Below are 23,486 nucleotides of genomic sequence, written 5' to 3'. Positions count from 1 at the left end.
AAAGCTGATGACGACCGATCTGCCGCTCAGCGGACATCGCCCGTCCGAAACCAGCCCACGGGAGGCCGTGCCCATCGCCGTGGTGGGTGCGCACCTCTCCGGCATGCCGCTCAATCCGGAGCTCACGGAGGCCGGAGGCGTGCTGGTGAAGAGCTGCCGCACCGCGCCGGACTACCGGCTGTTCGTGCTGCCGGACACCACGCCCCAGAAGCCGGGCGTGGTGCGCGCGCCGGGCTTTGACGGGCCGGGACTGGAAGTGGAGGTGTGGGCGCTGGAGCCCGCCGCCTTCGGCCGCTTCGTCTCCCGCATCCCCGCGCCGCTCGGCATCGGAAAGGTGCGGCTGGAGGACGGCAGCGAAGTGCCCGGCTTCCTGTGCGAGGCCCATGCGGTGGAGCGCGCCGAGGAGATCACCGCGCTGGGCGGCTGGCGCGCCTATATGGCGCGGCGGCGCGGATAGGTCCACGCGCTGGCCTTCGCATCCCACGGCCCAGCCGGGGGATGCCCCCTCCCCTATCGCAGGGGAGGAGGCGGCCGCAGCGGTCTTCAGGCGTCCGATTGCCCGCCGACCACTTCCTCGGCGCTGTATTTGTAGACGCGGCCGCAGAATTCGCAGGTGACGGCGATATGGCCATCGTCCTGGATCATGTCGCGCCGCTCCTCGCTGGAGAAGGAGGCGAGCACGCCCGACACCCGCTCGCGCGAGCAGGAGCAGTGGGCCGCCATGGGCGAGGGATCGAAAACCCGCACCCCGCGCTCATGGAACAGCCGATAGAGCAGCCGCTCGCTGGAGAGGTCGCGGTCGATCAGCTCCACGTCCTCCAGGGTGGCCACGAGGGAGCGCGCCTCCACCCAGGCGTCATCCTCGTCCACGGCGTGGGGGGTGGTGCCCTCCGGCGCGTCCCCCGGCGCAAGGTCGGACATGCGCGAGCGCGAGGCATCCTGCGGCAGGAACTGGGCGAGTAGCCCGCCCGCCCGCCAGGACGAAGCCGCGCCCCCGGCCTTCATCTCCTCGCCCACGGCAAGGCGCACGCGGGTGGGGATCTGCTCGGACTGCTTGAAATATTCGTGCGCCGCTTCCTCCAGCCCCGAGCCGTCGAGCGCCACCACGCCCTGGTAGCGGTTCGCCGAAATGCCCTGGTCGATGGTCATGGCAAGGTGGCCACGCCCGATGAGGGCGGCGGGCGAGGTCTCGTTGCGCCGCTCGGCTTCGGCCAGCGCCTCCTTGTCGAAGCGCGCATACGCCCGGATCTTGTCGGGGGTAACGAAGTCCGCCACCACCATGTCCACCGGCCCGTCGGTCTGGGTCTGCAGGATGAACCGGCCCTCGAACTTGAGGGACGAGCCCAGCAGCACGGCCAGCGTCACCGCCTCCCCCACCACGCGCTTTACCGCCGCGGGATAATCATGGTGCGCCAGCACGGCGTCCAGCGTAGTGCCGAGGCGCACCGTGCGCCCGCGCAGGTCCAGCGCATCAACCTGGAATGCGGTGACGATATCGTCCTGCGCCGCTTCGGCCCGGCGGGTGCTGCCGTGTCTCTCGCCGCGGGATTGCTCGCCGCGGGACCGCTCGCCGCTCATGGGGGGACTCCTCGAAACGATGGGCCGGGCAGGACGGACCTTGGCCACTGGCCATGGCCACGGATCCGGGCAGCCGCTGGCGCGGCCGGATGCCATCCGGCCCGGAAGGGTTGAGCCGGCATATAGTCACCCGACCCCGCCGGCGGAAGATGCCGCCGGATCACCGGGCCTGAACAACTCTAACCGCACCGGCCCCGGATCTATCCCGCGTCGGCGTCCCGCGTTCAGTCGCCCGCCGCGTTAAAGCACCAGGCCAGAATGCCCTTCTGGGCATGCAGCCGGTTCTCCGCCTCGTCGAACACCACCGACTGCGGGCCGTCCATCACCTCGTCGCTCACCTCCTCGCCGCGATGGGCGGGCAGGCAATGCATGAAGATGGCTTCCTTGTCGGCCCGCGCCATGAGCGAACGGTTCACCTGGTAGGGCTTCAAAAGGTTGTGGCGGCGCTCCGCCTCCTTGTCGCCCATGGAGACCCAGGTGTCGGTGACGACGCAGTCCACGCCCTCCACCGCTTCCTCGGGATCGCGCATGAACTTCACCTTCGCCTTGGTGCGCTTGACGAAGTCCTTCAGCGCCTGGCGCGGCGAAAGCTCCTTCGGGGTGGCGACCTTGAGCGAGAAATCGAAGCGCTGGGCCGCATGGACCCAGGACGCCAGCACATTGTTGGCGTCGCCGGTCCAGGCCACGGAGCGGCCCGTGATGTTGCCCCTGTGCTCCTCGAAGGTCAGCACATCCGCCATCACCTGGCAGGGATGGGAGATGCGGGTGAGCCCGTTGATCACCGGCACCGTGGCGTGCTTCGCCAGCTCGGTGAGGTCGTCATGGTCCAGGATGCGGATCATGATGGCATCCACGAAGCGCGACAGCACCCGGGCGGTGTCGGCGATGGTCTCGCCGCGCCCGAGCTGCATCTCCTGGCCGGTGAGCATGATGGTCTCGCCACCGAGCTGGCGCATGGCCAGGTCGAACGACACGCGGGTGCGGGTCGACGGCTTGTCGAACACCATGGCGAGTGTCTTGCCCGCGAGCGGCCGGTCCACCTCGCCGGCCTTGCGCCGGGCCTTGAGGTCCTTGGAAAAATCGAGAACCCGGCGCAACTCCTCGGCCGGGATCTCGGACAGGTCTAGAAAATGGCGCACGCCGTTCCCCTTCATTCCGCCGCTCCCTGCACCGGAGCGGCGACGAGGCGGTCCTCGATACGCCGGCAGGCAGCTTCGATCTTCTCCACGGCGATGCCCACCTCCTCCTCGCTCACGATGAGCGGGGGCAACAGCCGCACCACATTGTCGCTGGCGCCGGGCGCGAGCATGCCTTCCTCACGCAGGGCCGTGACGAGGTCGGCGGCCGGCACGGCGCAGCGCAGGCCCAGCAGCAGGCCCTGGCCGCGCACCTCGGCGATGACCGAAGGATGCCGGTCCCTGACCTCGGCGAGGCGCTGCACGAGGCGCGTCGACATGGCGTTCACATGGTCGAGGAAGCCGTCGGCGAGCACGAGGTCGAGCACCGCATTGCCCACCGCCATGGCCAGCGGATTGCCGCCATAGGTGGAGCCATGGGTGCCGAGCGTCATGCCCTTGGCGGCCTCTTCCGTGGCAAGGCACGCGCCCATGGGAAAGCCGCCGCCGATGCCCTTGGCCACCGCCATGATATCCGGGGTGACACCGACCCATTCGTGCGCGAACAGCTTGCCGGTGCGCCCAACCCCGCACTGCACCTCGTCCAGCACAAGCAGGAGGCCCTTCTCGTCGCACAAGGCGCGCAGCCCCTTGAGGAAGCCGGAGGGAGGAACGCGCACGCCGCCCTCGCCCTGCACCGGCTCCACCAGAATGGCGGCGGTCTCAGGCGTCACGGCGGCGCGGGCGGCGTCCAGGTCGCCGAACGGCACCTGGTCGAAGCCCGGCATGGCCGGCCCGAAGCCTTCGAGATACTTGGCGTTGCCACCGGCGGCGATGGTCGCCAGCGTGCGGCCGTGGAAGGCGCCTTCGAAGGTAATGATGCGGTTCTTCTCCGGATGGCCGCTGGCGAACTGATACTTGCGGGCCATCTTGATGGCGCACTCAAGGGCTTCCGCACCGGAATTGGTGAAGAACATGGTGTCCGCGAAGGTCACCGCCTTGATGCGATCCGCGAGCCGCTCGCCGCCGGGGATGCGGAACAGGTTCGAGGTGTGCCAGAGCTTCTTCGCCTGCTCGGAGAGCGCCTCGGCGAGATAGGGATGGGCGTGGCCCAGCACGTTCACCGCGATGCCGCCGGTGAAATCGAGAAAGCGTCGCCCGTCCGTCGTGACGAGCCAGCAGCCCTCCCCCCGTTCGAATTCGAGGTCGATGCGCGCATAGGTCGGCAGAACGGCGGTGATCACTTCAAACCTCCCAAAAAGGGTTCATTCCCCTTGAGGTGGCACCGGTTGACGAACAAAACGCGACAACCGGCACGTGGCAAACAAAAAAGGCCGCCCAAGCGGGGGGCGGCCCGACAGCTACGGATTCTAATGATCATGCGCGAGAGGTCAACTCGTGCGCTGCCGCGCCCGGTTCTTTGACCTGGCGCAAGTGTCCGGCGCATGTTTTCCCGGCACAAGGGAGCGCAATGGAACCTATGGGGTTAACGAAGCCTTAAGGAGCTGGGGAAAACGGCCTTGACGCCATTGCCGACTCTGTTGTGTGCACCAGCCATATTGTAGGTTGTTCCTCGTCAGCCACGAGATGTCGTGCGCGAGGGACGCCAGGGACGATTTTCCAGGACCTTGCAGAGCCGGGCCGGACCCGCGCGCAGATGCGTGCGGGAACGTGGAAGGAGTCCGGCTTCACGCGCCACCCGGCACGATCGGGGGCGGGCTGGCTTGGGGCCGGATCGGTTCAGGCTGAAAGGCCTGATCGACCATTCCGTCTCCAACGTGATGAAAAGAGGCCGGTTTTCCGATCAGGTCCCGACCTGACCGGACGGGCTCCAGGCGCCGCGCGTACTCCGGCGCCCTCGTTTTCGGCCGACGCATCTTCGCCGGCCGTCGTCCGAGGTCCGCAATGGGCTCCGGACCCACCCACGCGACACCGGCGGACGCCGGTGCCGGTGGCTTTCAAATGCGGCAAATGGAGAAGAGCGATGAGCTGGACTGACGAGCGCGTCGAACTCTTGAAAAAGCTCTGGAGCGAAGGCCTCTCCGCGAGCCAGATTGCAACTGAACTGGGTGAAGTCACCCGCAATGCGGTGATTGGCAAGGTGCACCGGTTGGGCCTGTCCGGCCGGGCCAAATCGCCGGCCCCGGCGCCGGCCCGCCCGCGCAGCAAGACGGACCGGCCCGAGCGGCCGGAGGCCCGTCCCAACCGCCCCGCGACCATCGGCAACACCGCGCTCGCGGCCGAGCCGGAGGACATGCCGGAAGAGGCGCCGGCTCCGGCTCCCGCCCCCAAGGCGTCCGACAACGTGGTGCCCATGGCGCAGCGTTGCACCATCATGAACCTCACCGAGTCCACCTGCCGCTGGCCTTTGGGCGAGCCGGGCACGGAGAGCTTTCATTTCTGTGGCGGCAAGAGCAATCCGGGCACGCCCTATTGCACCGTGCATGCCCGCATGGCCTACCAGCCGGTGCAGGATCGCCGCCGCGACCGGCGCCTCGCCTATCTGTGAAAACAGGACGGGCCGGGGAAGAGGCACCCCGGCCCGTCTTTCAAGACATTGAGATACAGAGGGGATTTCCCCTCAGCCACAGTCCGGAACGCTCAGTCCGCGAGCCCGAGCGTGGGCGCGGCGCGGCGTTCCAGTACGTCGCGGATGGCGGTGACGAGGTCTTCCTCCTTCACCGCGAACTGGGCCGGGCGGGCGGCGCGATATTCCGCATTGTCGGCAATGGAGGCGGCGATCTTCGCGCCCTCCACGAGGTCCTTGATCTGCACCTCGCCCGCCGATTTCTCGTTTGATCCCTGAATGATAACCGCAGGCGCGCCGCGCCGGTCGGCATATTTCATCTGCGGTTTCATGCCGCCGCCGCCCAGATACATCTCGGCCCGGATGCCGTTGGCGCGCAGGTCGGCGACCATCTTCATATAGTCGGCGAGGCGGTGCGGCTCCTTGTCCATCACCAGCACCACGACTGGGCCAACCTCTGGCGCCGCCTCCATTTTTCCCAAAAAGGCCAGGGCCGCCAGCAGGCGGGAGACGCCGATGGAGAAGCCCGTGGCCGGCACCTTCTCGCCGCGGAAACGGGCGACCAGCCCGTCATAGCGCCCGCCGCCGGCCACCGAGCCGAAGCGCACGGGGCGCCCCTCTTCATCCTTGATTTCAAACGTCAATTCGGCTTCGTAGACGGGGCCGGTATAGTATTCCAGGCCGCGCACCACGCTGGGATCGATCTTCACCCGGTCCTGATAGCCCGCCGCAGCCACCAGCGCGGCGATGTCGCGCAGCTCCGCCATGCCCTCAAGGAACGCGGAATTGGACGCCAAAGCCGCCGCGAGTTCCACATCACCGTCGAGTTCGACTTCAACTCCCACATCGGTGGCGCGCAGGCCCTTGCCGGTGAGCATGGCCAGCACGACCGCGCTCTGGCGCTGGTCCAGCCCCGCCCCCTTGGTGAAGTCGCCACTCTCGTCGCGGCGGCCGGGGCCGAGCAGAAGTTCGACACCTTCAACGCCGAACTTGTCGAACTTGTCGATGGCGCGCAGCACGGTGAGGCGGCGGCCGAAATTTTCATCCCCGCCGAGGCCGATGGCCTCCATCACCCCGTCGAGCACTTTCCGGTTGTTCACGCGCACCACATAGGCACCGCGGGGCACGCCCACCGCCTCCAGGGTGTCGGCGGCCATCATGCAGATCTCGGCATCGGCGGCGACCGAGGGGGCGCCCACGGTGTCGGCGTCGAACTGCATGAACTGGCGGAAGCGGCCGGGGCCGGGCTTCTCGTTGCGGAACACGTAGCCGGCCCGGTAGGAGCGGTAGGGCTTGGGCAGCTGCTCGAAATGCTCGGCCACGTAGCGGGCCAGCGGCGCCGTCAGGTCATAGCGCAGGGACAGCCACTGCTCGTCGTCGTCCTTCAGCGAAAACACGCCCTCGTTGGGGCGGTCGAGGTCCGGCAGGAACTTGCCGAGGGCGTCGGTATATTCGAAGGCCGGGGTCTCCAGCGCCTCGAAGCCGTACAGTTCATAGACGGCGCGGATCTTCTCCAGCATGGCGCGGGTGGCGGACAGCTCCGCGCCGGTGCGGTCGACGAGGCCGCGGGGGAGCCGCGCCTTCGGCTTGAATTCTTTGGCCATGGGGATTGGGAGCCCGTCCCGGTATCTTCAAAAAGGGTTGGGGCGTCTTAGAGGACGGGGGCCGGAACGGCAAGTTTGGGGGGCAGGTCTTGCCCCCTCTCCCGGTGCGGGGAGACTGGGTTGGGGGAGGCTCTCTCCGCGCGAGCCGATGCACCAAGCCCGCACGTTGCTTGCCTCCCACCCGCCCTTCCCCGCTCCGAAGCCGGATGTTTCCGACTTCGGCACTTGGGAGCTGAACTCGGCAAAAGCCGGGTTCAGACGGGAGAGGGTTCAAGGGCGCACCCGGCGATCAAGCTTTACCAGCCCATGGCCTCCGCCGGTCAGATCGCGTCGGTCAAGTCGCGCCGGACGGGCCGGGACGCGAGCGCCCAAGGGGCGAGCCCCCTCAGCCCCTCACATAGACCCGGGTGCCCAGCGGCACGCGCTCGTAGAGGTCGATGATGTCCTGGTTGAGCAGGCGGATGCAGCCGGAGGACACCTGCTGGCCGATGCTCCACGGCTCGATGGTGCCGTGGATGCGGAACAGGGTGTCGCGGTCGCCGTCATAGAGATAGAGCGCGCGCGGGCCGAGCGGGTTGGTCTCGCCGCCGGGCAGGCCGGCCGCATAGGGTCCGTAGCGGGCCGGCTGGAGGCGGACCATGTTGGCGGTGGGGGTCCAGTGCGGCCACTTTTCCTTGCGCTTGATGGTGGCCCAGCCCTTGAAGGAATAGCCCTCCTTGCCCACGCCCACGCCGTAGCGGATGGCCTTGCCGTCCTTGCCGATGAGGTAAAGGAACCGCTCGTTGATATCGACGAGGATGGTGCCGGGCGCGAAGCCCGCCGGCGCCGGCACTTCCTGGCGCAGGAAGCGGGGATCCACCTCGGACAGGTCGACCTCGTCCACCGGGAAGGGCTCGCCCTCCACCGGGCCATACATCAGCGCCGACCGGTTCAGCGGCGCCGGCGGCGGATTGGTCACGCAGGCGGCCAGCGCCAGGGGCGCGCCGAGCACAAACAGGCGGCGGGTAAGGCGTTCAGGCGTCGAGGAATGATCTGCCGGGGCGGGCTTCAGGGCCATGGTCTGTCCACTCGGAACGAAACGAATCTCTGCACGCATCAACGCGCGGACCGGGGCGCGGGTTTCGCCCCGTGTCCGTTGCATTGAATCTGGCTTAGGTGGCGTTAAGGTTAACGCCGCATCACCGTCTGCGCCCGAGGGCAAGCGGATGGCACCGCGGCAAAACCTTATGGGCAGCGATGTACCACCATTGCTGCGCTGCGGGGTGGCCATTGCGCCACACTTTTGCGGTGAACGACATCGCGGAATTGTGAAAGCCGGATCACCCGCCGTGCCCGGGTACCGAACCAGCGCGGCCATCCCCAAGGCCGCACCAAGAAGACCGTCTGGAACCGCCAACCGCCCTTGCGGCACCCGCACCCGGCTACGGAAAAGCGCGGCCGTCGCCGTGCTAGGCTTGATGGTGGAAGGCTTCGCACCCGGTTCCGGTGCGGGCGGCAGCCCCGCCGGGTCGCGCGATCACGCCTTCCACCTGCCCACGGTGGACCCGCCGGCAAGAGCGGGATGCACCGCACACAGCCAGGGGGAAACCCATGACCGCATCAACCGCCACAGCCTCCACCCTCGCCTTCCGCTTCGCCGTCATCTTCGTTGTGGCGGGCATGCTCATGGGCATCGCCATGGCCGCCTCCCACGACACCTCGGTGATGCCCGCCCACGCGCATCTCAACCTGCTCGGCTGGGTGAGCCTGTTTCTGTTCGGCATCTATTACGAACGGCGCCCCGCCCTCGACACCAGCGGCCTCGCCCGGGTCCAGGTCCTGATTTGGGCATTGGCCACTACGGTGCTCACGGTGGCCGTGGCCGGCGTCCACCTGGGCCACGACGCCGCCGACCCGGTGGCGGCGGTGACCTCACTGGTGGTCCTCGGCGACATGCTGCTGTTTGGCTATCTGGTGTATCGCGGCGGGCCAGCGCGGGAGAATAAAGGCTTCGCGCCGGCGGAGTGAGCCGCCGACGCCGATCTTGACCGATCTGGATGCCGAACCGGCGCCCGGCCCTCAGGAGGCCGAGCGCTGGCGCTCCTGCGGCACGATGGCGTTGCCGATGATCTCGCCGAACGGGCCGCGATGGTTGGTCGCCGCCTTGGGCCTGCCCGTGCCCGAGGCCAGCGGCAGCAGAGGCAGCACCCCCTCGCCGAACCGATAGGCTTCCTCGAGGTGGGGATAGCCGGAGAGCACGAAGGTATCGATGCCCAGCGCCATATATTCCTTCATGCGCTCGGCCACGGTTTCGGGATCGCCCACCAGGGCGGTGCCGGCGCCGCCGCGCACCAGGCCCACGCCGGCCCACAGGTTGGGGCTCACCTCCAGCTTGTCGCGGCGTCCGCCATGCAGGGCGCTCATCCGCCGCTGGCCTTCCGAATCCATGCGCGCGAACACCTTCTGCGCCTCGGCGATGGTGGTGTCGTCGATGTAGGAGATGAGCTTGTCCGCCGCCGCCCAGGCCTCGGCAGTGGTGTCGCGCACGATGACATGGAGGCGGATGCCGAAGCTCAGCTCGCGGCCCACCGCGGCGGCGCGGGCCTTCAGGTCCCTGATCTTCTCGGCCACCAGCGCCGGGGGCTCGCCCCAGGTGAGATACTTCTGCACCTGCCGCGCCGCCACGTCGTGGGCCGGGGCGGAGGAGCCGCCGAAGAACAGCGGCGGATGGGGCTGCTGCACCGGCGGATAGAGCAGCTTGCCGCCCTCCACCTGCAGGTGCTTGCCGGCGAAGGTCACCTCCTCGCCCTTCAGAAGGCGGGTGTAGATGTCGAGGAACTCCCGCGTGATCTCGTAGCGCTCGGCATGGTCGGCGAAGAAGCCGTCGCCCTTGTTCTCCTCGGGGTCGCCGCCGGTGACCACGTTGATGAGCGCCCGCCCGTTGGAGATCCGGTCCAGCGTCGCCGTCATGCGCGCCGCGACGCCGGGCGAGAGCAGGCCGGGCCGCACCGCCACCAGGAAGCGCAGCCGCTCGGTGAGGCCCGCCAGCGCCGAGGCGACGATCCACGAATCCTCGCAGGAGCGGCCGGTGGGGATGAGCACGCCGTAATAGCCGAGCTGGTCCGCCGCCTGCGCGATCTGGCGCAGGTAGCCGAGGCTCACCTCCCGCGCCCCGTGGGAGGTGCCGAGGTAGTGCCCGTCGCCGTGGGTGGGCAGGAACCACAGCACGTTGGCTTCCGTCGCCGGGGTCAGGGAGGCGGCGGCGGGCGAGGCTTCGGCATTCGACATGGATCGGCTCCGGTTGAGGGCGCGCCAGCCGCCGCCATGCGCCGGGTTCGGCCCGCCCTTTTTTAATTTAATAAACTTCATCGAGTTTATTGACTAATGCTCTGGCCGCTGTCTATCCTTTTTTCCACCAGACGCCCTCCGGATTGATCCGGAGGCTCAAGAACCCCCGGCGCCGCCGCGCCGACCAGAAGGCCCTTTCCATGAACGCGCATACGCCCGTCGCCGCCCCCACCCCCTCGCCCGCCCAATCGCCGAGCCTTGCCCCAGAGCTGCCCGACGCCTCGCTCGCCTTCCGCGCCGCCATGCGCAAGCTGGCCGGCGCGGTCAGCGTGCTCACTGTCGGCACCGGGGACGAGCGCACCGGGCTGACCGCCACCTCTGTCACCTCCCTTTCGGTGGAGCCGCCGACCCTGCTCATTGCCGTCAACCGCGGCTCCTCGTCCTTCGCCCCGCTGCTGAAGGAGCGCAGCTTCGCCATCAACGTCTTGCGCCCGCACCACCAGCCCATCGCCGACCAGTTCGCCGGCAAGGGCGGCCTGAAGGGACCCGCGCGCTACCAGGGCGCCGACTGGACCAGGCTGGAAACCGGCGCGCCGGTGCTGGCGGATGCGCTGGCCGCCTTCGACTGCGAACTGGAGGACGCCATCGAGCGGCACTCCCACGTCATCGTCATCGGTCGCGTGGTGGCCTCGCGCATCACCGAGAGCGCGCAGCCGCTGCTCTACTGGGCCGGCGGCTATCGCGGCCTCGCCGACTGACGCCGGCCCGCGATCGCCCCCGCATTTCTCCCGAAGGATCACCTCATGACCCACCGCGTCACCCGCCGCACCTCGCTCCTCCTCGCAGCCGGCCTTGCGACCAGCCTGGCGACGGGCCTCGTCTCGGCCCCCGCGCTGGCGCAGGAGAAGGTGGTCCGCATCGGTTACCAGAAGTACGGCACCCTCATTCTCCTGAAGAACAAGGGCCTGCTGGAAGAGAAGCTGAAGCCCCTCGGCTACAGCGTGAAGTGGGCCGAGTTCCCGGCCGGCCCGCAGCTCCTGGAGGCGCTGAACGCCGGCGCCATCGACTTCGGCAATACCGGCGAGGCCCCGCCGGTGTTCGCCCAGGCCGCCGGCGCGCCCCTCATCTACGTGGGCTACGAGCCCGCCGCCCCCCAGGGCGAGGCCATCCTGGTGCCCAAGGACAGCCCGCTGAAGACCATCGCCGACCTCAAGGGCAAGACGGTGGCCCTCAACAAGGGCTCCAACGTCCACTTCCTGCTGGTGAAGGCGCTGGAGAAGGCCGGCGTGCCCTACAGCGACATCAAGACCGCCTACCTCACCCCGGCCGATGCCCGCGCCGCCTTCGAGCGCGGCTCGGTGGACGCCTGGGCGATCTGGGACCCGTTCCAGGCGGCGGCGGAGAAGACCATCGCGGCCCGGCAGCTGGCGGACGGCACCGGCATCGTCTCCAACTACCAGTTCTATTTCTCCACCCGCGCCTTCGTGGATCAGGCGCCGCAGGTGGTGGATGCGGTGCTGGCCGGCGTCGCCGAGATCGGCGCCTGGGTGAAGGCCAATCCCAAGGCGGCGGCCGAGACCTTCTCGCCCCTCATCGGCATTCCCGCGCCGATCCTGGAGGTGGCGCTGGCCCGCCAGCAGTATGACGTGAAGCCGCTGACGCCCCAGGTGGCGGCGGAGCAGCAGAAAGTGGCGGACGCCTTCTTCGCCCTGGGCCTCATCCCCAAGCCCATCCGCATCGCCGACGCCCTGCGCGCGCCCAAATCCTGAGCGCTGAAGTCCCGAGGAGATCCGCCATGAGCCTGTCCGGCCCCACCGAAGCCATCGCCTTCACCCACGGCGCGGCTGCCGGCACCCTGCCGGCCAGTAGCGTCCCGGCCGTCGCCGGGGCACAGGCGGAGCGTCGCGATGCCGCCGGCACTGCCGTCCGGTCGCGGCTGGCAGGCCCCGGGCAGGCACTGGGCAGATCGCTGGCGAAGTCGCTCGCCCCCTGGGCGCTGCCGCTGGCCATCCTCGCCGTGTGGCAGGCGGCGTCGAGCCTGGGCTTCCTCTCCTCCCGGGTGCTGCCGGCACCGGGGGACGTTGCGCTCGCCTTCTGGCGCACCCTGAAGGACGGCACGCTCCTGTCCAACATCTGCGTCTCCACCGGCCGGGCGCTCACCGGCCTTGCCATCGGCGGCGGCATCGGCTTCGCGCTCGGGGTGCTCAACGGGGTGTGGAAGCCGGCGGAAACCGCGCTGGATTCCACCCTGCAGATGCTGCGCAACGTGCCGCACCTCGCCATCATCCCCCTCGTCATCCTGTGGTTCGGCATCGGCGAGGAGGCCAAGATCTTCCTGGTGGCGGTGGGGGTGGCCTTTCCCATCTATCTCAACACCTACCATGGCATCCGCAACGTGGACGCCGGCCTCATCGAGATGGCGCGGGTCTACGGGCTTTCGCCCGCCGCCCTGTTCACCCGCATCGTGCTGCCGGGGGCGCTGCCCTCGGTGCTGGTGGGCCTGCGTTACGCGCTGGGCATCATGTGGCTGACGCTGATCGTGGCCGAGACCATCTCCTCTACCGAGGGCATCGGCTACATGACCATGAACGCCCGCGAATTCCTCCAGACCGACGTGGTGGTGCTGGGCGTGCTGGCCTATGCCCTCCTCGGCAAGCTCGCCGACAGCCTGACGCGGGGCATCGAGCAGCGCGCGCTGGCCTGGAACCCGGCCTACCAGCCCGGCGGCAAGGGAGTGGCGTGATGGAAATCTTCGCCGCCAGCGACGCCGAGATCGCCGCCGCCCTCCGAGACCGGCACAGCCGCGAACCGGACAGCCGCGAACCCAACGGCCGCGTTTTGGAGATTCGCGAAACCTTCCGCAGCCCACGCTTTCCGGAAATCGCCACCGCCGAGCGCCGGCACGGCGAGCGCATCCGCCTCAACAGTGTGGTGAAGAGCTTCGGCGCCCGCACCGTGCTGCGCCGGCTCGACCTCGACGTGCCCGCCGGCCAGTTCCTCGCCGTGGTGGGCCGCTCGGGCGGGGGCAAGACCACGCTGATGCGCCTCATCTGCGGGCTCGACACCGCCACCTCCGGCGAGGTGCGCATCGGCGAGGCCACTGTAACAGGCCTGATGCCGCAGGTGCGCCTGCTGTTCCAGGATGCCCGCCTCGCGCCTTGGCAGCGGGTGATCGGCAATGTGGGCATCGCCCGCGGCCCCGGCTGGCGCGAGAAGGCCCATGCGGCCCTCAGGGACGTGGGCCTCGCCGATCGCGGCCGGGAATGGCCCTATGTGCTCTCCGGCGGGCAGAAGCAGCGGGTGGCGCTGGCCCGCGCCCTGGTGTCGCGCCCCGGCGTGCTGCTGCTGGACGAGCCGTTCGGCGCGCTCGACGCCCTGACCCGGGTGGAGATGCACCGCCTCACCGAGCGCATCTGGACGGAATACGGATTCACCGTGGTGCTCATCACCCACGACGTGGCCGAGGCGGTGTCGCTGGCCGACCGCGTGGTGGTGCTGCGGCAGGGCGAGATCGCCCTCGACGTTCCGGTGGACCCCGACGGCACCTTGCCCCGCGGCGCGCGCACCGGCGCCGAGGCCGCCCGCCTGCACGAGCGCATCCTCGCCGCCGTGTGAGGCACGGGCAGACTTGATGTCTTAAGTCCGGAAGCCGCACCGGGACGGTGCCCTCCGAGACAAAGCGGCGAGGACGGGTCAGCAGTGGCCCATGGCGCCCTGAACCACCGTCGCCCTCCCCCGCAAGCGGGAGCGGGGGTTACAGCTGCTCTCCTTCCACTGCTCTCATCCTCCGTTGCTGTCGGCCGGGACCGTCTCGCCCTCCCCCCGAAAACGGAAAGACCTGCCCCTTCGGCATCTGTGCCATGACAGTGCCGCGTTCCTGCGGAATACTGCACCGGCTGGCAGGGGCATTCGCCTGGACTGCCCTCATCCCAAATCCGGGCTCCCGCGCGCATCCGGCGCGAGACGCCCCCTTTGCCCGACGGAGGACGACCCTTGCCCCACGAAACGCCGCTCATTGCGACACTCGTCGGGGCCTTCGTCCTCGCCTTCGTCTTCGGCGCCATCGCCCAGCGCTTCAAGCTGTCGCCGCTGGTGGGCTACCTGCTGGCCGGCGTCATGGTGGGGCCGTTCACCCCCGGCTTCGTCGCCGACCAGAGCATGGCGCTGGAGCTGGCCGAGGTCGGCGTCATCCTGCTCATGTTCGGCGTCGGCCTGCATTTTTCGCTGAGCGACCTGTTGTCGGTGAAGGCCATCGCCATTCCCGGCGCGGTGCTGCAGATCGGCGTCGCAACCCTGATGGGCATGGGCCTCGCCTATGCCCTCGGCTGGGGGCTGGGCGCCGGCATCGTGTTCGGCCTCGCCCTTTCGGTGGCGAGCACCGTGGTGCTGCTTCGAGCACTCCAGGAACGGCGCATGGTGGAAAGCGAGCAGGGCCGCATCGCGGTCGGCTGGCTCATCGTGGAAGACCTCGCCATGGTGCTGGCGCTGGTGCTGCTGCCCGCCCTTTCCGGTGCCCTCGGCGGGCGCGTGGTGGCCACCCCCACCGTCGAATGGCTGGGCGGGGACGACGTGTGGATGACGCTGGGCATCACGCTGGCCAAGGTGGCCGGCTTCGTGGTGCTGATGCTGGTGGTGGGCCGGCGGGTCATTCCCGGCATCATGCACTGGGTGGCCCATATCGGCTCGCGGGAGCTGTTCCGCCTCGCCGTGCTGGCCATCGCGCTGGGCGTCGCCTTCGGCTCGGCCAAGCTGTTCGGGGTGTCGTTCGCGCTCGGCGCCTTCTTCGCCGGCATGGTGCTGAGCGAATCGCCCCTGTCCCACCGCGCGGCGGAAGAGACGCTGCCCCTGCGCGACGCCTTCGCCGTGCTGTTCTTCGTCTCGGTGGGCATGCTGGTGGACCCCTCCATCGTCATCAAGAGCCCGATCCCGCTCATCATCACCGTGCTGATCGTGCTGTTCGGCAAGTCGCTGGCCGCCTTCCTGCTGGTGCGGGCGTTCGGCTACGGCAACATCACGGCGCTCACCATCTCCGCCTCGCTGGCGCAGATCGGCGAATTCTCCTTCATCCTGGTGGCGCTGGGCGTCGACCTCCACCTGCTGCCCGAGGAAGGCCGCGACCTCATCCTCGCGGCAGCGATCATCTCCATTCTCGCCAACCCCTTCTTCTTCCTGGCGCTGGATCGCTACCGGGCGAAGGCCGTGGCGGTGTCCGCCGCCAAGGCGGCTGCAGCGGCGGCCGCGGCTCCGGCCCAGGCCGCGGCGGACAAGGCCGCGACAGCCAAGGGCGCGGAGAAGGGGGCGGAGAAGGCGCCGCCCGCCCCGACCCTGCCGGTCACCGCCCAGCAGGCCCATACGGTGCTGGTGGGCTACGGCCGGGTGGGCCACCTGGTGGCGGACGGGCTGAAGGCCGCCGGCCTGCCCTTCCTCGTCATCGAGGACCAGGAAGACCGGGTGGAGGAGCTGCGGCGCGGCGACATCGAGGTGATCGACGCCAACGCCGCCTCCCCCGCCGCCATCACCGCCGCCAACGTGGCGGGGGCGAGCCGGCTCATCCTCGCCATTCCCGACGGCTTCGAGGCCAGCGGCGTGCTGCGCAAGGCCCGCCAGATGAACCCCGGCATCGAGATCATCGCCCGCGCCCACTCGGACGCGGAGGTGGAGCACCTGCGCCAGGGCGGCGCCAATTTCATCATCATGGGCGAGCGCGAGGTGGCGCGCGGCATGCTGGCCCATGTGCTGGACCGCAGCGACGCCGACCTTGCCGCCGCCGTGCAGGCTGCCGGGGTCGCCAGCGGGACCGAGGCTGCATCCCCCTCCCCCGATGCGCCCGTCGCCGAGGTGGAGGTGAGCCCGGTCACGCCCCCCACTCAGTCCATTGCTGCGGCCGGAGCAACTCCTGCGCCCACGCCCACCATGGTTCCGGCGGGCATCGCCGGGCCTGCGGCAACGCAGCCGCCGCTTTTGGCGCCGGAATCCGCTCCCGGCCCGGTCCCCGCCCTTGCGGAGAGCGCCGCAGCGGAGCAGAACGAAAAGGGTTAGGCCGACTTAAATGCGAATAAGTTGCAATTGCAGTTTGGTGGGCCTATTTTTGCAAATGGATCGCAAATTGATGCGATAATTGGATTGGAGCGCGGCTTCATGCGCTGCCGTAGCTGTTTGACGGCCGGTTCTGCGGCCCCTTCTTTGGTGCGTTCCTGGGCTGGCCGCGTCTTTTCGACGGCCGGCGCCGTGCTTCTCGCGGCGCTGGTGGCAACCTCGTCCACCGCCCCGGCCCGGGCAGCCGACAAGCTGAAGGTGGTCACCACCTTCACCATCATCGCCGACATGGCGAAGAACGTGGCCGGCGATGCCGCGCAGGTGGACAGCATCACCAAGCCCGGCGCCGAGATCCACAATTACCAGCCCACCCCCGGCGACCTCATCAAGGCTCAGGGCGCCAACCTCATCCTGTGGAACGGCCTGAACCTCGAACTGTGGTTCGAGAAGTTCTTCAGCCGCCTGAAGGGCGTGCCGAGCGTGGTGGTGTCCGACGGCGTCGAGCCCATGGGCATCACGGAGGGCCCCTACAGCGGCAAGCCCAATCCCCACGCCTGGATGTCGCCCACCGCCGCCCTCGTCTACGTGGACAACATCCGCGACGCGCTGGTGAAATACGATCCGGCCAACGCCGCCACCTACAAGGCCAATGCCGAGGCCTACAAGGCCAAGATCACCGCCACCATCGCCCCCATCCGCGCCGAGCTGGACAAGGTGCCGGCGGACCAGCGCTGGCTGGTCACCAGCGAGGGCGCCTTCAGCTACCTGGCGCGGGATTTCGGCCTGAAGCCGCTCTATCTGTGGCCCATCAACGCCGACCAGCAGGGCACGCCCCAGCAGGTGCGCCGGGTGGTGGACCGAATGCGAGCGGACAAGATCCCCGCCATCTTCTCCGAGAGCACCATTTCCGCCGAGCCCGCCAAGCAGGTGGCGCGGGAGACCGGCGCCCGCTACGGCGGCGTGCTCTATGTGGATTCGCTGAGCGACGCCGCGGGCCCGGTGCCCACCTATCTCGACCTGCTGCGGGTGACCTCCACCACCATCGCCGACGGCCTCACCGGAGGCACCGCCCGATGAATGCCCCGCTTCCTCCCCTCACCCAGGCGGATGCCGCCGGCGCCGGCCTTTGCGTCGCCCACGTCACCGTCACCTATCGCAACGGCCACACTGCCCTGCGCGACGCCAGCTTCGAGATCCCCACCGGCACCATCACCGCGCTGGTGGGGGTGAACGGCTCGGGCAAGTCCACCTTGTTCAAGACAATCATGGGCTTCCTCTCGGCGGCGAAGGGCTCCGTCACCATCCTCGGCATGAGCGTGCGCGACGCCTTGAAGCGCAACGTGGTGGCCTATGTGCCCCAGGCCGAGGAAGTGGACTGGACCTTCCCCGTGCTGGTGGAAGACGTGGTGATGATGGGCCGCTACGGCCACATGAATTTCCTGCGCATGCCCCGCCGCGCCGACCACGAAGCGGTGACGGCGGCGCTCGGCCGCGTCAACATGCTGGAATTCCGCAAGCGCCAGATCGGCGAGCTCTCCGGCGGGCAGAGGAAGCGCGTGTTCCTCGCCCGCGCGCTGGCGCAGGACGCCCGCGTGATCCTGCTCGACGAGCCCTTCACCGGCGTGGACGTGAAGACCGAGGACGCCATCATCGCCCTGTTGAAGGCGCTGCGCGACGAGGGCCGGGTGATGCTTGTCTCCACCCACAATCTCGGCTCGGTGCCGGAATTCTGCGACCGCACGGTGCTCATCAAGGGCACGGTGCTGGCCTATGGGCTGACCTCCGAGATCTTCACGCAGGTGAACCTCGAGAAGGCCTTCGGCGGCGTGCTGCGCCATTTCGTGCTGGACGAGAGCCACTCCACCGCCGCCGGCACGCTGGGCGTGCTGACTGACGACGAGCGCCCCCTCGTGCTCTACAAGGACCGCCCCGCCGCCAGCGGCACCGCCGGCTCCTCGGAGGGGATCGGGTGATGCGCTGCGCACATTATGGCCCGCACGCTCCGTCATGCCCGGCCTTGTGCCGGGCATCCACGCGGACCGGCCGGGACGGGATCTGCGATCACCGCGCCAGCGGCTCGGCGTGGATGGCCGGGTCAAGCCCGGCCATGACGGCGTGCGGGTTGGGCAAGGCCGGCGCTGAATGGCGCGCAGCCGGACGGCTCACATCGGGAGAGGCCTGAGCCATGGCCGCCTCCCTGTCTCCGATCCTCGCCCTCCTCATCGAGCCCTTCGGCTATTCCTACATGGTCAACGCCATGTGGGTGAGCGCGCTGGTGGGGGCGGTGTGCGCGTTCCTGTCCGCCTTCCTCATGCTGAAGGGCTGGTCGCTCATCGGCGATGCCCTGTCCCATGCCATCGTGCCGGGGGTGGCGGGGGCCTACATGCTGGGCCTGCCGTTCTCGCTGGGCGCCTTCTTCTCCGGCGCGCTGGCGGCCGGCGCCATGTTGTTTTTGCAAGAACGCACCAAGCTGAAGGAAGATGCCGTCATCGGCCTCATCTTCACCTCCTTCTTCGGCCTCGGCCTGTTCATGGTCTCCCTGTCGCCGACTTCAGTAAACGTGCAGACCATCGTGCTCGGCAACATCCTCGCCATCTCGCCGTCCGACACGCTGCAGCTGGCGCTCATCGGCTTCGTCTCGCTGGCGCTGCTGCTGGTGTTCTGGAAGGACCTGATGGTGACCTTCTTCGACGAGAGCCACGCCCGCTCAATCGGCCTCAACCCCACCTTCCTGAAGATCATGTTCTTCACGCTGCTGTCGGCCTGCACGGTGGCGGCGCTGCAGACGGTGGGGGCCTTCCTCGTCATCGCCATGGTGGTGACGCCGGGGGCCACCGCCTATCTGCTCACCGATCGCTTCCCCCGCCTCATCGCCCTGTCGGTCGCCATCGGCGCGGGCACGAGCTTTGTCGGCGCCTATCTCTCCTATTTCGTGGATGGGGCGACAGGCGGCATCATCGTCGTGCTCCAGACCCTCATCTTCCTCACCGCCTTCGTGTTCGCCCCCAAGCACGGGCTTTTGGCGGCGCGGCGGCAGGCGGCGCTGGCCTTGAGGGAGGGCGGGCTGTGATGGACACCCTGCTCGCCCCGTTCCAGTTCGATTTCATGCAGAGCGCACTGGTGATCTCGGCGCTGGTGGCGGTGCCCATGGCGCTGCTGTCCTGCTTCCTGGTGCTGAAGGGCTGGTCGCTGATGGGCGATGCCGTCTCCCACGCGGTGCTGCCCGGCGTGGTGCTGGCTTATATGGCCGGCCTGCCGCTCGCCTTAGGCGCCTTCGTGGCCGGCATGGTGTGCGCGCTCGGCACCGGGTACCTGAAGGCCAACAGCCGCATCAAGGAAGACACGGTGATGGGCGTGGTCTTCTCCGGCATGTTCGGGCTGGGGCTGGTGCTCTACACCAAGATCCAGTCGGACGTGCATCTCGACCACATATTGTTCGGCGACATGCTGGGCGTGACCTGGGGCGACATCACTGAGAGCGCGCTCATCTGCGGCCTGGTGACGGTGGCGCTGCTGGCCAAATGGCGCGACCTGCTGCTGAACGCGTTCGATCCCGCGCAGGCGAAGGCGGTCGGCCTGCGCGTCGGGCTGCTGCATTACGGGCTCTTGGTGATGCTGTCGCTGACCATCGTCGCGGCACTGAAGGCCGTGGGCATCATCCTCGCCGTGTCCCTCCTGATCGCGCCGGGGGCCATCGCGTTTCTGGTAACGCGCCGCTTCGGCGTCATGCTGGTGGTGGCGGTGCTGGTCGCGGTGGGGTGCGCGCTCTGCGGCGTCTACCTGTCCTTCTTCCTCGATTCCGCGCCGGCGCCCACCATCGTGCTGCTGATGACGGCGGTGTTCATCGCGGCCTTCGTCGGGGTGCGGGTGAAGGCGGCCGGCATCCAGAGCCAACTGCCTTCCGCTTAGGCTTTGCGACCAACCATTCGGCATCAGCCGCCATCCCGCCCTTGACGCCCCCGCCCCCTCGGGCGTAACCCCATCCGCGGGACACCTCCCCCCAACGGGAGGCGCCCATCTGTAAGGATGGACCACATGACGATGAATCCTGCTCCGACCACTCGTCCGGAGAACCCTAACTTTTCGTCCGGCCCCTGTGCCAAGCGTCCCGGCTGGACGCTGGAAGCGCTCTCGGACGCGCCGCTAGGCCGCTCGCACCGCGCCAAGGTGGGCAAGGCCAAGCTGAAAGAGGCCATCGACCTCACCCGCGACGTGTTGGAAGTGCCCGCCGACTACAAGATCGGCATCGTTCCCGCTTCCGATACCGGCGCCGTGGAGATGGTGCTGTGGTCCATGCTGGGCGCCCGCCCGGTGGACATGCTGGCCTGGGAAAGCTTCGGCGAAGGCTGGGTGACGGACGTGGTCAAGCAGCTCAAGCTGACCGATGCCCGCGCGCTGACCGCCCCCTATGGCGCGCTGCCGGACCTCACGCAGGTGGATTTCTCCCACGACGTGGTCTTCACCTGGAACGGCACCACCTCCGGCGTCATGGTGCCGGACGCGGAGTGGATCCCGGCCGACCGCACCGGCCTCACCATCTGCGACGCCACCTCGGCAGCGTTCGCGCAGAAGCTGGATTTCGCCAAGCTCGACGTGGTCACCTTCTCCTGGCAGAAGGTGCTCGGCGGCGAGGGCGCGCACGGCATCCTCATCCTCTCCCCCCGCGCGGTGGAGCGGCTCGAGACCTACAAGCCGGCGTGGCCGCTGCCCAAGATCTTCCGCATGACCAAGGGCGGCAAGCTGATCTCCGGCATCTTCGAGGGCGAAACCATCAACACGCCCTCCATGCTGTGCGTGGAAGACTATATCGACGCGCTGAAGTGGGCGAAGAACGTGGGCGGGCTTAGCGCCCTGCAGGAGCGCTCTAACCGCAACTTCGAGGCCATCGCCCAGTGGGTGCACAACACGGCGTGGGTGGACTTCCTGGCCACCGATCCGGTGACGCGCTCCAACACCTCGGTGTGCCTGAAGGTGGTGGATGCGGACGTGACCTCGCTGCCCGCCGACGCGCAGGCGGCCTTCGCCAAGGCCATCGCCTCCGGCCTTGAGAAGGGCGGCATCGCCTACGACATCGGCGCCTATCGCGACGCCCCTCCCGGCCTGCGCATCTGGTGCGGCGCCACCGTGGAACGGGCCGACGTGGAAGCCCTGACCCACTGGCTCGACTGGGCCTTCACCGAAGCCAAGGCCGCGCTGCCCAAGGCTGCGTGAGGTCTGGCTGCGTGAGGTCTGGGCGGGGTGACTGAACCGCGCTGCCCCCTCTCCTGCTCAAACTCGGCTGTTGCCGAGTTTGGTTCCCGGCGGCCGAAGCCTAAAGCATCCGGCTTCGCGCGGGGAAGGGTTGGGGTGGGGGCCTTCCGCCCTCGCCTATCCTGAAGCGCCTTCCGCAGCACGCCCGCCTGCCCCCTCCCAACCCTCCCCCGCAAGCGGGAGAGGGCTTTCACCGGCAGGAGCCGCGGGGCAGCGCGCCCCCAGCCTGGGTCACCGGCCCCCCATAGCGATCGTCATGCCCGGGCTTGTTCCGGGCATCCACGCCGAGCCGCCCGTGCACGCGGCCGAAAGCTGTTCCCGGCCTCCCCGCGTGGATGGCCGGGTCAAGCCCGGCCATGACGGCAGCCAGAGCGGCACGGCTTATCCGCGCAATTTCCGGAGCCCACCATGGCACCCCGTGTTCTCATTTCCGACAAGCTCTCCCCCGCCGCCGTGCAGATCTTCAAGGATCGCGGCATCGAGGTGGATTTCCAGCCCGACCTCGGCAAGGACAAGGACAAGCTGGCCGAGATCATCGGCAATTATGACGGCCTCGCCATCCGCTCGGCCACCAAGGTCACCCCGAAGATCCTTCAGAAGGCCGACCGCCTGAAGGTCATCGGCCGCGCCGGCATCGGCGTCGACAATATCGACCTGCCGGCGGCCACCGCCAAGGGCGTGATCGTGATGAACACGCCGTTCGGCAATTCCATCACCACCGCCGAGCATGCCATCGCCATGATGTTCGCGCTGGCCCGCGAGATCCCGGCGGCGGATGCCTCCACCCAGGCCGGCAAGTGGGAGAAGAACCGCTTTATGGGCGTCGAGGTCACCGCCAAGACGCTGGGCATCATCGGCTGCGGCAACATCGGCTCCATCGTGGCCGAGCGCGGCGTGGGCCTGAAGATGAAGGTGATCGCCTTCGATCCCTTCCTCTCGGTGGAGCGGGCGCTGGATCTCGGCGTGGAGAAGGTGGAGCTGGACGACCTGCTCGCCCGCGCCGACTTCATCACCCTGCACACGCCCTTGACCGAGAAGACCAAGAACATCCTCTCGGCCGAGAATATCGCCAGGACGAAGAAGGGCGTGCGCATCATCAACTGCGCCCGCGGCGGCCTGGTGGACGAAGCCGCCCTGCGCGCCGCCCTCGACAGCAAGCACGTGGCGGGCGCCGCCTTCGACGTGTTCGCGGTGGAGCCGGCGGAGCAGAACCCGCTGTTCGGTCATCCCAACGTGGTGTGCACGCCGCACCTCGGCGCCGCCACCAACGAGGCGCAGGAGAATGTCGCCCTCCAGGTCGCCGAGCAGATGAGCGACTATCTCCTCACCGGCGCCATCACCAACGCGGTGAACTTCACCTCCATCACCGCCGAGGAAGCGCCGAAGCTGAAGCCTTTCATCGCGCTCGCCGAGAAGCTCGGCTCGTTCGCCGGCCAGCTCACCGACACCGACATCAAGACCGTGCACATCGTCTACGAAGGCGCGGTGGCGGACCAGAAGGTGAAGGCGCTGACCTCGGCCGCGGTGGCAGGGCTGCTGCGCCCGATGCTCTCAGAGGTCAATGTCGTGTCCGCCCCCACCGTCGCCAAGGAACGCGGCATCGTCATCGAGGAGACCACCCGCGCCGCCACCGGCGACTATGACAGCCTCATCAGCATCACGGTGGTGACCGACACGTATGAGCGCGCGATATCCGGCACCGTGTTCGCGGATGGCCGCCCGCGCATCGTGAACATCAAGGGCATCAATGTGGATGCCGAGTTCGCGCCCTCCATGATCTACGTCACCAACGAGGACAAGCCCGGCTTCATCGGCCGCTTCGCCGGCCTGCTGGGTGATGCGGGCCTGAACATCGCAACCTTCGCCCTCGGCCGCGACCATCTGGGCGGCGACGCCATCGCTCTGGTGGCGGTGGATGGCACCGTGCCGGCCGACGTGCTCGGCAAGGTGCAGGCGCTGCCGCAGGTGAAGGCGGCCAAGGCGCTGGTGTTCTGAGGCGTTGGTGCTCTGACGATCTGCAACGGCCGCCCCTCGGGCGGCCGTCTGCTTTTGTGCGTTATGCGTTCAGCGCCGGTCGAAAGCCGGGCCCGCCCGCTCGCCGGCCCACTC

At 68.5% G+C, this 23,486-nt stretch carries 20 protein-coding genes and 1 pseudogene; 14 read left to right on the top strand and 7 right to left on the bottom strand.

Features of this window, described 5'->3' with window-relative positions; genetic code table 11:
* Window positions 1-67: 67 nt before the first annotated feature.
* Window positions 68-457 (top strand): annotated as a pseudogene (locus V5F66_RS01390) (allophanate hydrolase-related protein); the annotation flags it as partial.
* 86 nt (window positions 458-543) lie between these two features.
* On the opposite strand, the gene V5F66_RS01385 reads toward V5F66_RS01390, so the two are convergent.
* The 3 genes from V5F66_RS01385 to V5F66_RS01375 all read right to left on the bottom strand — a co-directional run bounded on the left by V5F66_RS01385 (window position 544) and on the right by V5F66_RS01375 (window position 3,937).
* On the bottom strand, window positions 544-1,578 hold the full coding sequence (locus V5F66_RS01385; RefSeq protein WP_012113240.1) for an Hsp33 family molecular chaperone: 1,035 nt from the start codon (window positions 1,576-1,578) through the stop codon (window positions 544-546).
* A 224-nt stretch (window positions 1,579-1,802) separates the two neighbouring features.
* The gene (argF, locus tag V5F66_RS01380; RefSeq protein WP_012113239.1) at window positions 1,803-2,732 is read right to left on the bottom strand and encodes an ornithine carbamoyltransferase; all 930 of its coding nucleotides are present in this window, start codon (window positions 2,730-2,732) and stop codon (window positions 1,803-1,805) included.
* Entirely contained in the window at window positions 2,729-3,937 is a 1,209-nt protein-coding gene (locus tag V5F66_RS01375; RefSeq protein ID WP_012113238.1) for an aspartate aminotransferase family protein, read from the bottom strand. Before V5F66_RS01375 ends, argF begins: the two co-directional genes overlap by 4 nt.
* 740 nt (window positions 3,938-4,677) lie before the next feature.
* On the opposite strand from V5F66_RS01375, the gene V5F66_RS01370 reads away from it, so the two are divergent.
* Window positions 4,678-5,202, top strand: a complete 525-nt coding sequence (locus tag V5F66_RS01370) for a GcrA family cell cycle regulator (protein ID WP_012113237.1) — start codon at window positions 4,678-4,680, stop codon at window positions 5,200-5,202.
* A 92-nt stretch (window positions 5,203-5,294) separates the two neighbouring features.
* On the opposite strand, the gene hisS is transcribed toward V5F66_RS01370, so the two are convergent.
* Window positions 5,295-6,824, bottom strand: coding sequence for a histidine--tRNA ligase (gene hisS, locus V5F66_RS01365; protein WP_012113236.1), 1,530 nt, complete (start codon window positions 6,822-6,824; stop codon window positions 5,295-5,297).
* A 385-nt stretch (window positions 6,825-7,209) separates the two neighbouring features.
* Window positions 7,210-7,881, bottom strand: coding sequence for a L,D-transpeptidase (locus V5F66_RS01360; protein ID WP_012113235.1), 672 nt, complete (start codon window positions 7,879-7,881; stop codon window positions 7,210-7,212).
* A gap of 533 nt (window positions 7,882-8,414) precedes the next feature.
* Between V5F66_RS01360 and V5F66_RS01355 the strand changes: the two genes are divergently transcribed.
* On the top strand, window positions 8,415-8,831 hold the full coding sequence (locus V5F66_RS01355; RefSeq protein WP_012113234.1) for a hypothetical protein: 417 nt from the start codon (window positions 8,415-8,417) through the stop codon (window positions 8,829-8,831).
* Between the two features lie 51 nt (window positions 8,832-8,882).
* Here V5F66_RS01355 and ssuD read toward each other — a convergent pair whose 3' ends face one another.
* Complete coding sequence (gene ssuD, locus V5F66_RS01350) at window positions 8,883-10,091, bottom strand: FMNH2-dependent alkanesulfonate monooxygenase (RefSeq protein WP_394093050.1); 1,209 nt, start codon at window positions 10,089-10,091, stop codon at window positions 8,883-8,885.
* A 200-nt stretch (window positions 10,092-10,291) separates the two neighbouring features.
* Here ssuD and V5F66_RS01345 point away from each other — a divergent pair, with 200 nt between their 5' ends.
* From V5F66_RS01345 to V5F66_RS01315, 7 genes are all read left to right on the top strand, one after another.
* Entirely contained in the window at window positions 10,292-10,849 is a 558-nt protein-coding gene (locus tag V5F66_RS01345) for a flavin reductase family protein (RefSeq protein ID WP_394093049.1), read from the top strand.
* A 45-nt stretch (window positions 10,850-10,894) separates the two neighbouring features.
* On the top strand, window positions 10,895-11,860 hold the full coding sequence (locus V5F66_RS01340; protein ID WP_394093048.1) for a sulfonate ABC transporter substrate-binding protein: 966 nt from the start codon (window positions 10,895-10,897) through the stop codon (window positions 11,858-11,860).
* Window positions 11,861-11,946: 86 nt separating this feature from the next.
* Complete coding sequence (gene ssuC, locus V5F66_RS01335; RefSeq protein WP_394093286.1) at window positions 11,947-12,834, top strand: aliphatic sulfonate ABC transporter permease SsuC; 888 nt, start codon at window positions 11,947-11,949, stop codon at window positions 12,832-12,834.
* Complete coding sequence (locus V5F66_RS01330; RefSeq protein ID WP_394000762.1) at window positions 12,834-13,706, top strand: ATP-binding cassette domain-containing protein; 873 nt, start codon at window positions 12,834-12,836, stop codon at window positions 13,704-13,706. The genes ssuC and V5F66_RS01330 overlap by 1 nt, the downstream gene beginning before the upstream one ends.
* Before the next feature lie 378 nt (window positions 13,707-14,084).
* Window positions 14,085-16,130 carry a cation:proton antiporter domain-containing protein gene (locus V5F66_RS01325; protein ID WP_394093047.1) on the top strand — a complete coding sequence of 682 codons (2,046 nt, stop codon included), beginning with the start codon at window positions 14,085-14,087 and terminating at the stop codon, window positions 16,128-16,130.
* Between the two features lie 99 nt (window positions 16,131-16,229).
* Window positions 16,230-17,204 carry a metal ABC transporter substrate-binding protein gene (locus V5F66_RS01320; RefSeq protein ID WP_394093046.1) on the top strand — a complete coding sequence of 325 codons (975 nt, stop codon included), beginning with the start codon at window positions 16,230-16,232 and terminating at the stop codon, window positions 17,202-17,204.
* The gene (locus tag V5F66_RS01315) at window positions 17,201-18,100 is read left to right on the top strand and encodes a manganese/iron ABC transporter ATP-binding protein (RefSeq protein ID WP_394093045.1); all 900 of its coding nucleotides are present in this window, start codon (window positions 17,201-17,203) and stop codon (window positions 18,098-18,100) included. Before V5F66_RS01320 ends, V5F66_RS01315 begins: the two co-directional genes overlap by 4 nt.
* 88 nt (window positions 18,101-18,188) lie before the next feature.
* Here the strand turns inward: V5F66_RS01315 and V5F66_RS01310 are convergent, their stop codons facing one another.
* Entirely contained in the window at window positions 18,189-18,314 is a 126-nt protein-coding gene (locus V5F66_RS01310) for a hypothetical protein (protein WP_394093044.1), read from the bottom strand.
* Here V5F66_RS01310 and V5F66_RS01305 point away from each other — a divergent pair.
* The 4 genes from V5F66_RS01305 (at window position 18,313) to serA (ending at window position 23,372) form a co-directional block, all read left to right on the top strand.
* On the top strand, window positions 18,313-19,197 hold the full coding sequence (locus V5F66_RS01305; RefSeq protein ID WP_394093043.1) for a metal ABC transporter permease: 885 nt from the start codon (window positions 18,313-18,315) through the stop codon (window positions 19,195-19,197). The two genes, V5F66_RS01310 and V5F66_RS01305, sit on opposite strands and share 2 nt — an antisense overlap.
* Window positions 19,197-20,036, top strand: a complete 840-nt coding sequence (locus tag V5F66_RS01300; RefSeq protein ID WP_394093042.1) for a metal ABC transporter permease — start codon at window positions 19,197-19,199, stop codon at window positions 20,034-20,036. The genes V5F66_RS01305 and V5F66_RS01300 overlap by 1 nt, the downstream gene beginning before the upstream one ends.
* Window positions 20,037-20,162: 126 nt before the next feature.
* Entirely contained in the window at window positions 20,163-21,338 is a 1,176-nt protein-coding gene (locus V5F66_RS01295) for a phosphoserine transaminase (protein ID WP_394093041.1), read from the top strand.
* 447 nt (window positions 21,339-21,785) lie between these two features.
* Window positions 21,786-23,372 carry a phosphoglycerate dehydrogenase gene (serA, locus tag V5F66_RS01290; RefSeq protein WP_394093040.1) on the top strand — a complete coding sequence of 529 codons (1,587 nt, stop codon included), beginning with the start codon at window positions 21,786-21,788 and terminating at the stop codon, window positions 23,370-23,372.
* Window positions 23,373-23,486: the final 114 nt, after the last annotated feature.

The sequence above is a fragment of the Xanthobacter versatilis genome, assembly GCF_043193975.1.
Classification (GTDB): domain Bacteria; phylum Pseudomonadota; class Alphaproteobacteria; order Rhizobiales; family Xanthobacteraceae; genus Xanthobacter; species Xanthobacter autotrophicus_E.
Note: the sequence above shows the minus strand (reverse complement) of the source record. Positions and strands in the feature narration are given on the sequence as shown.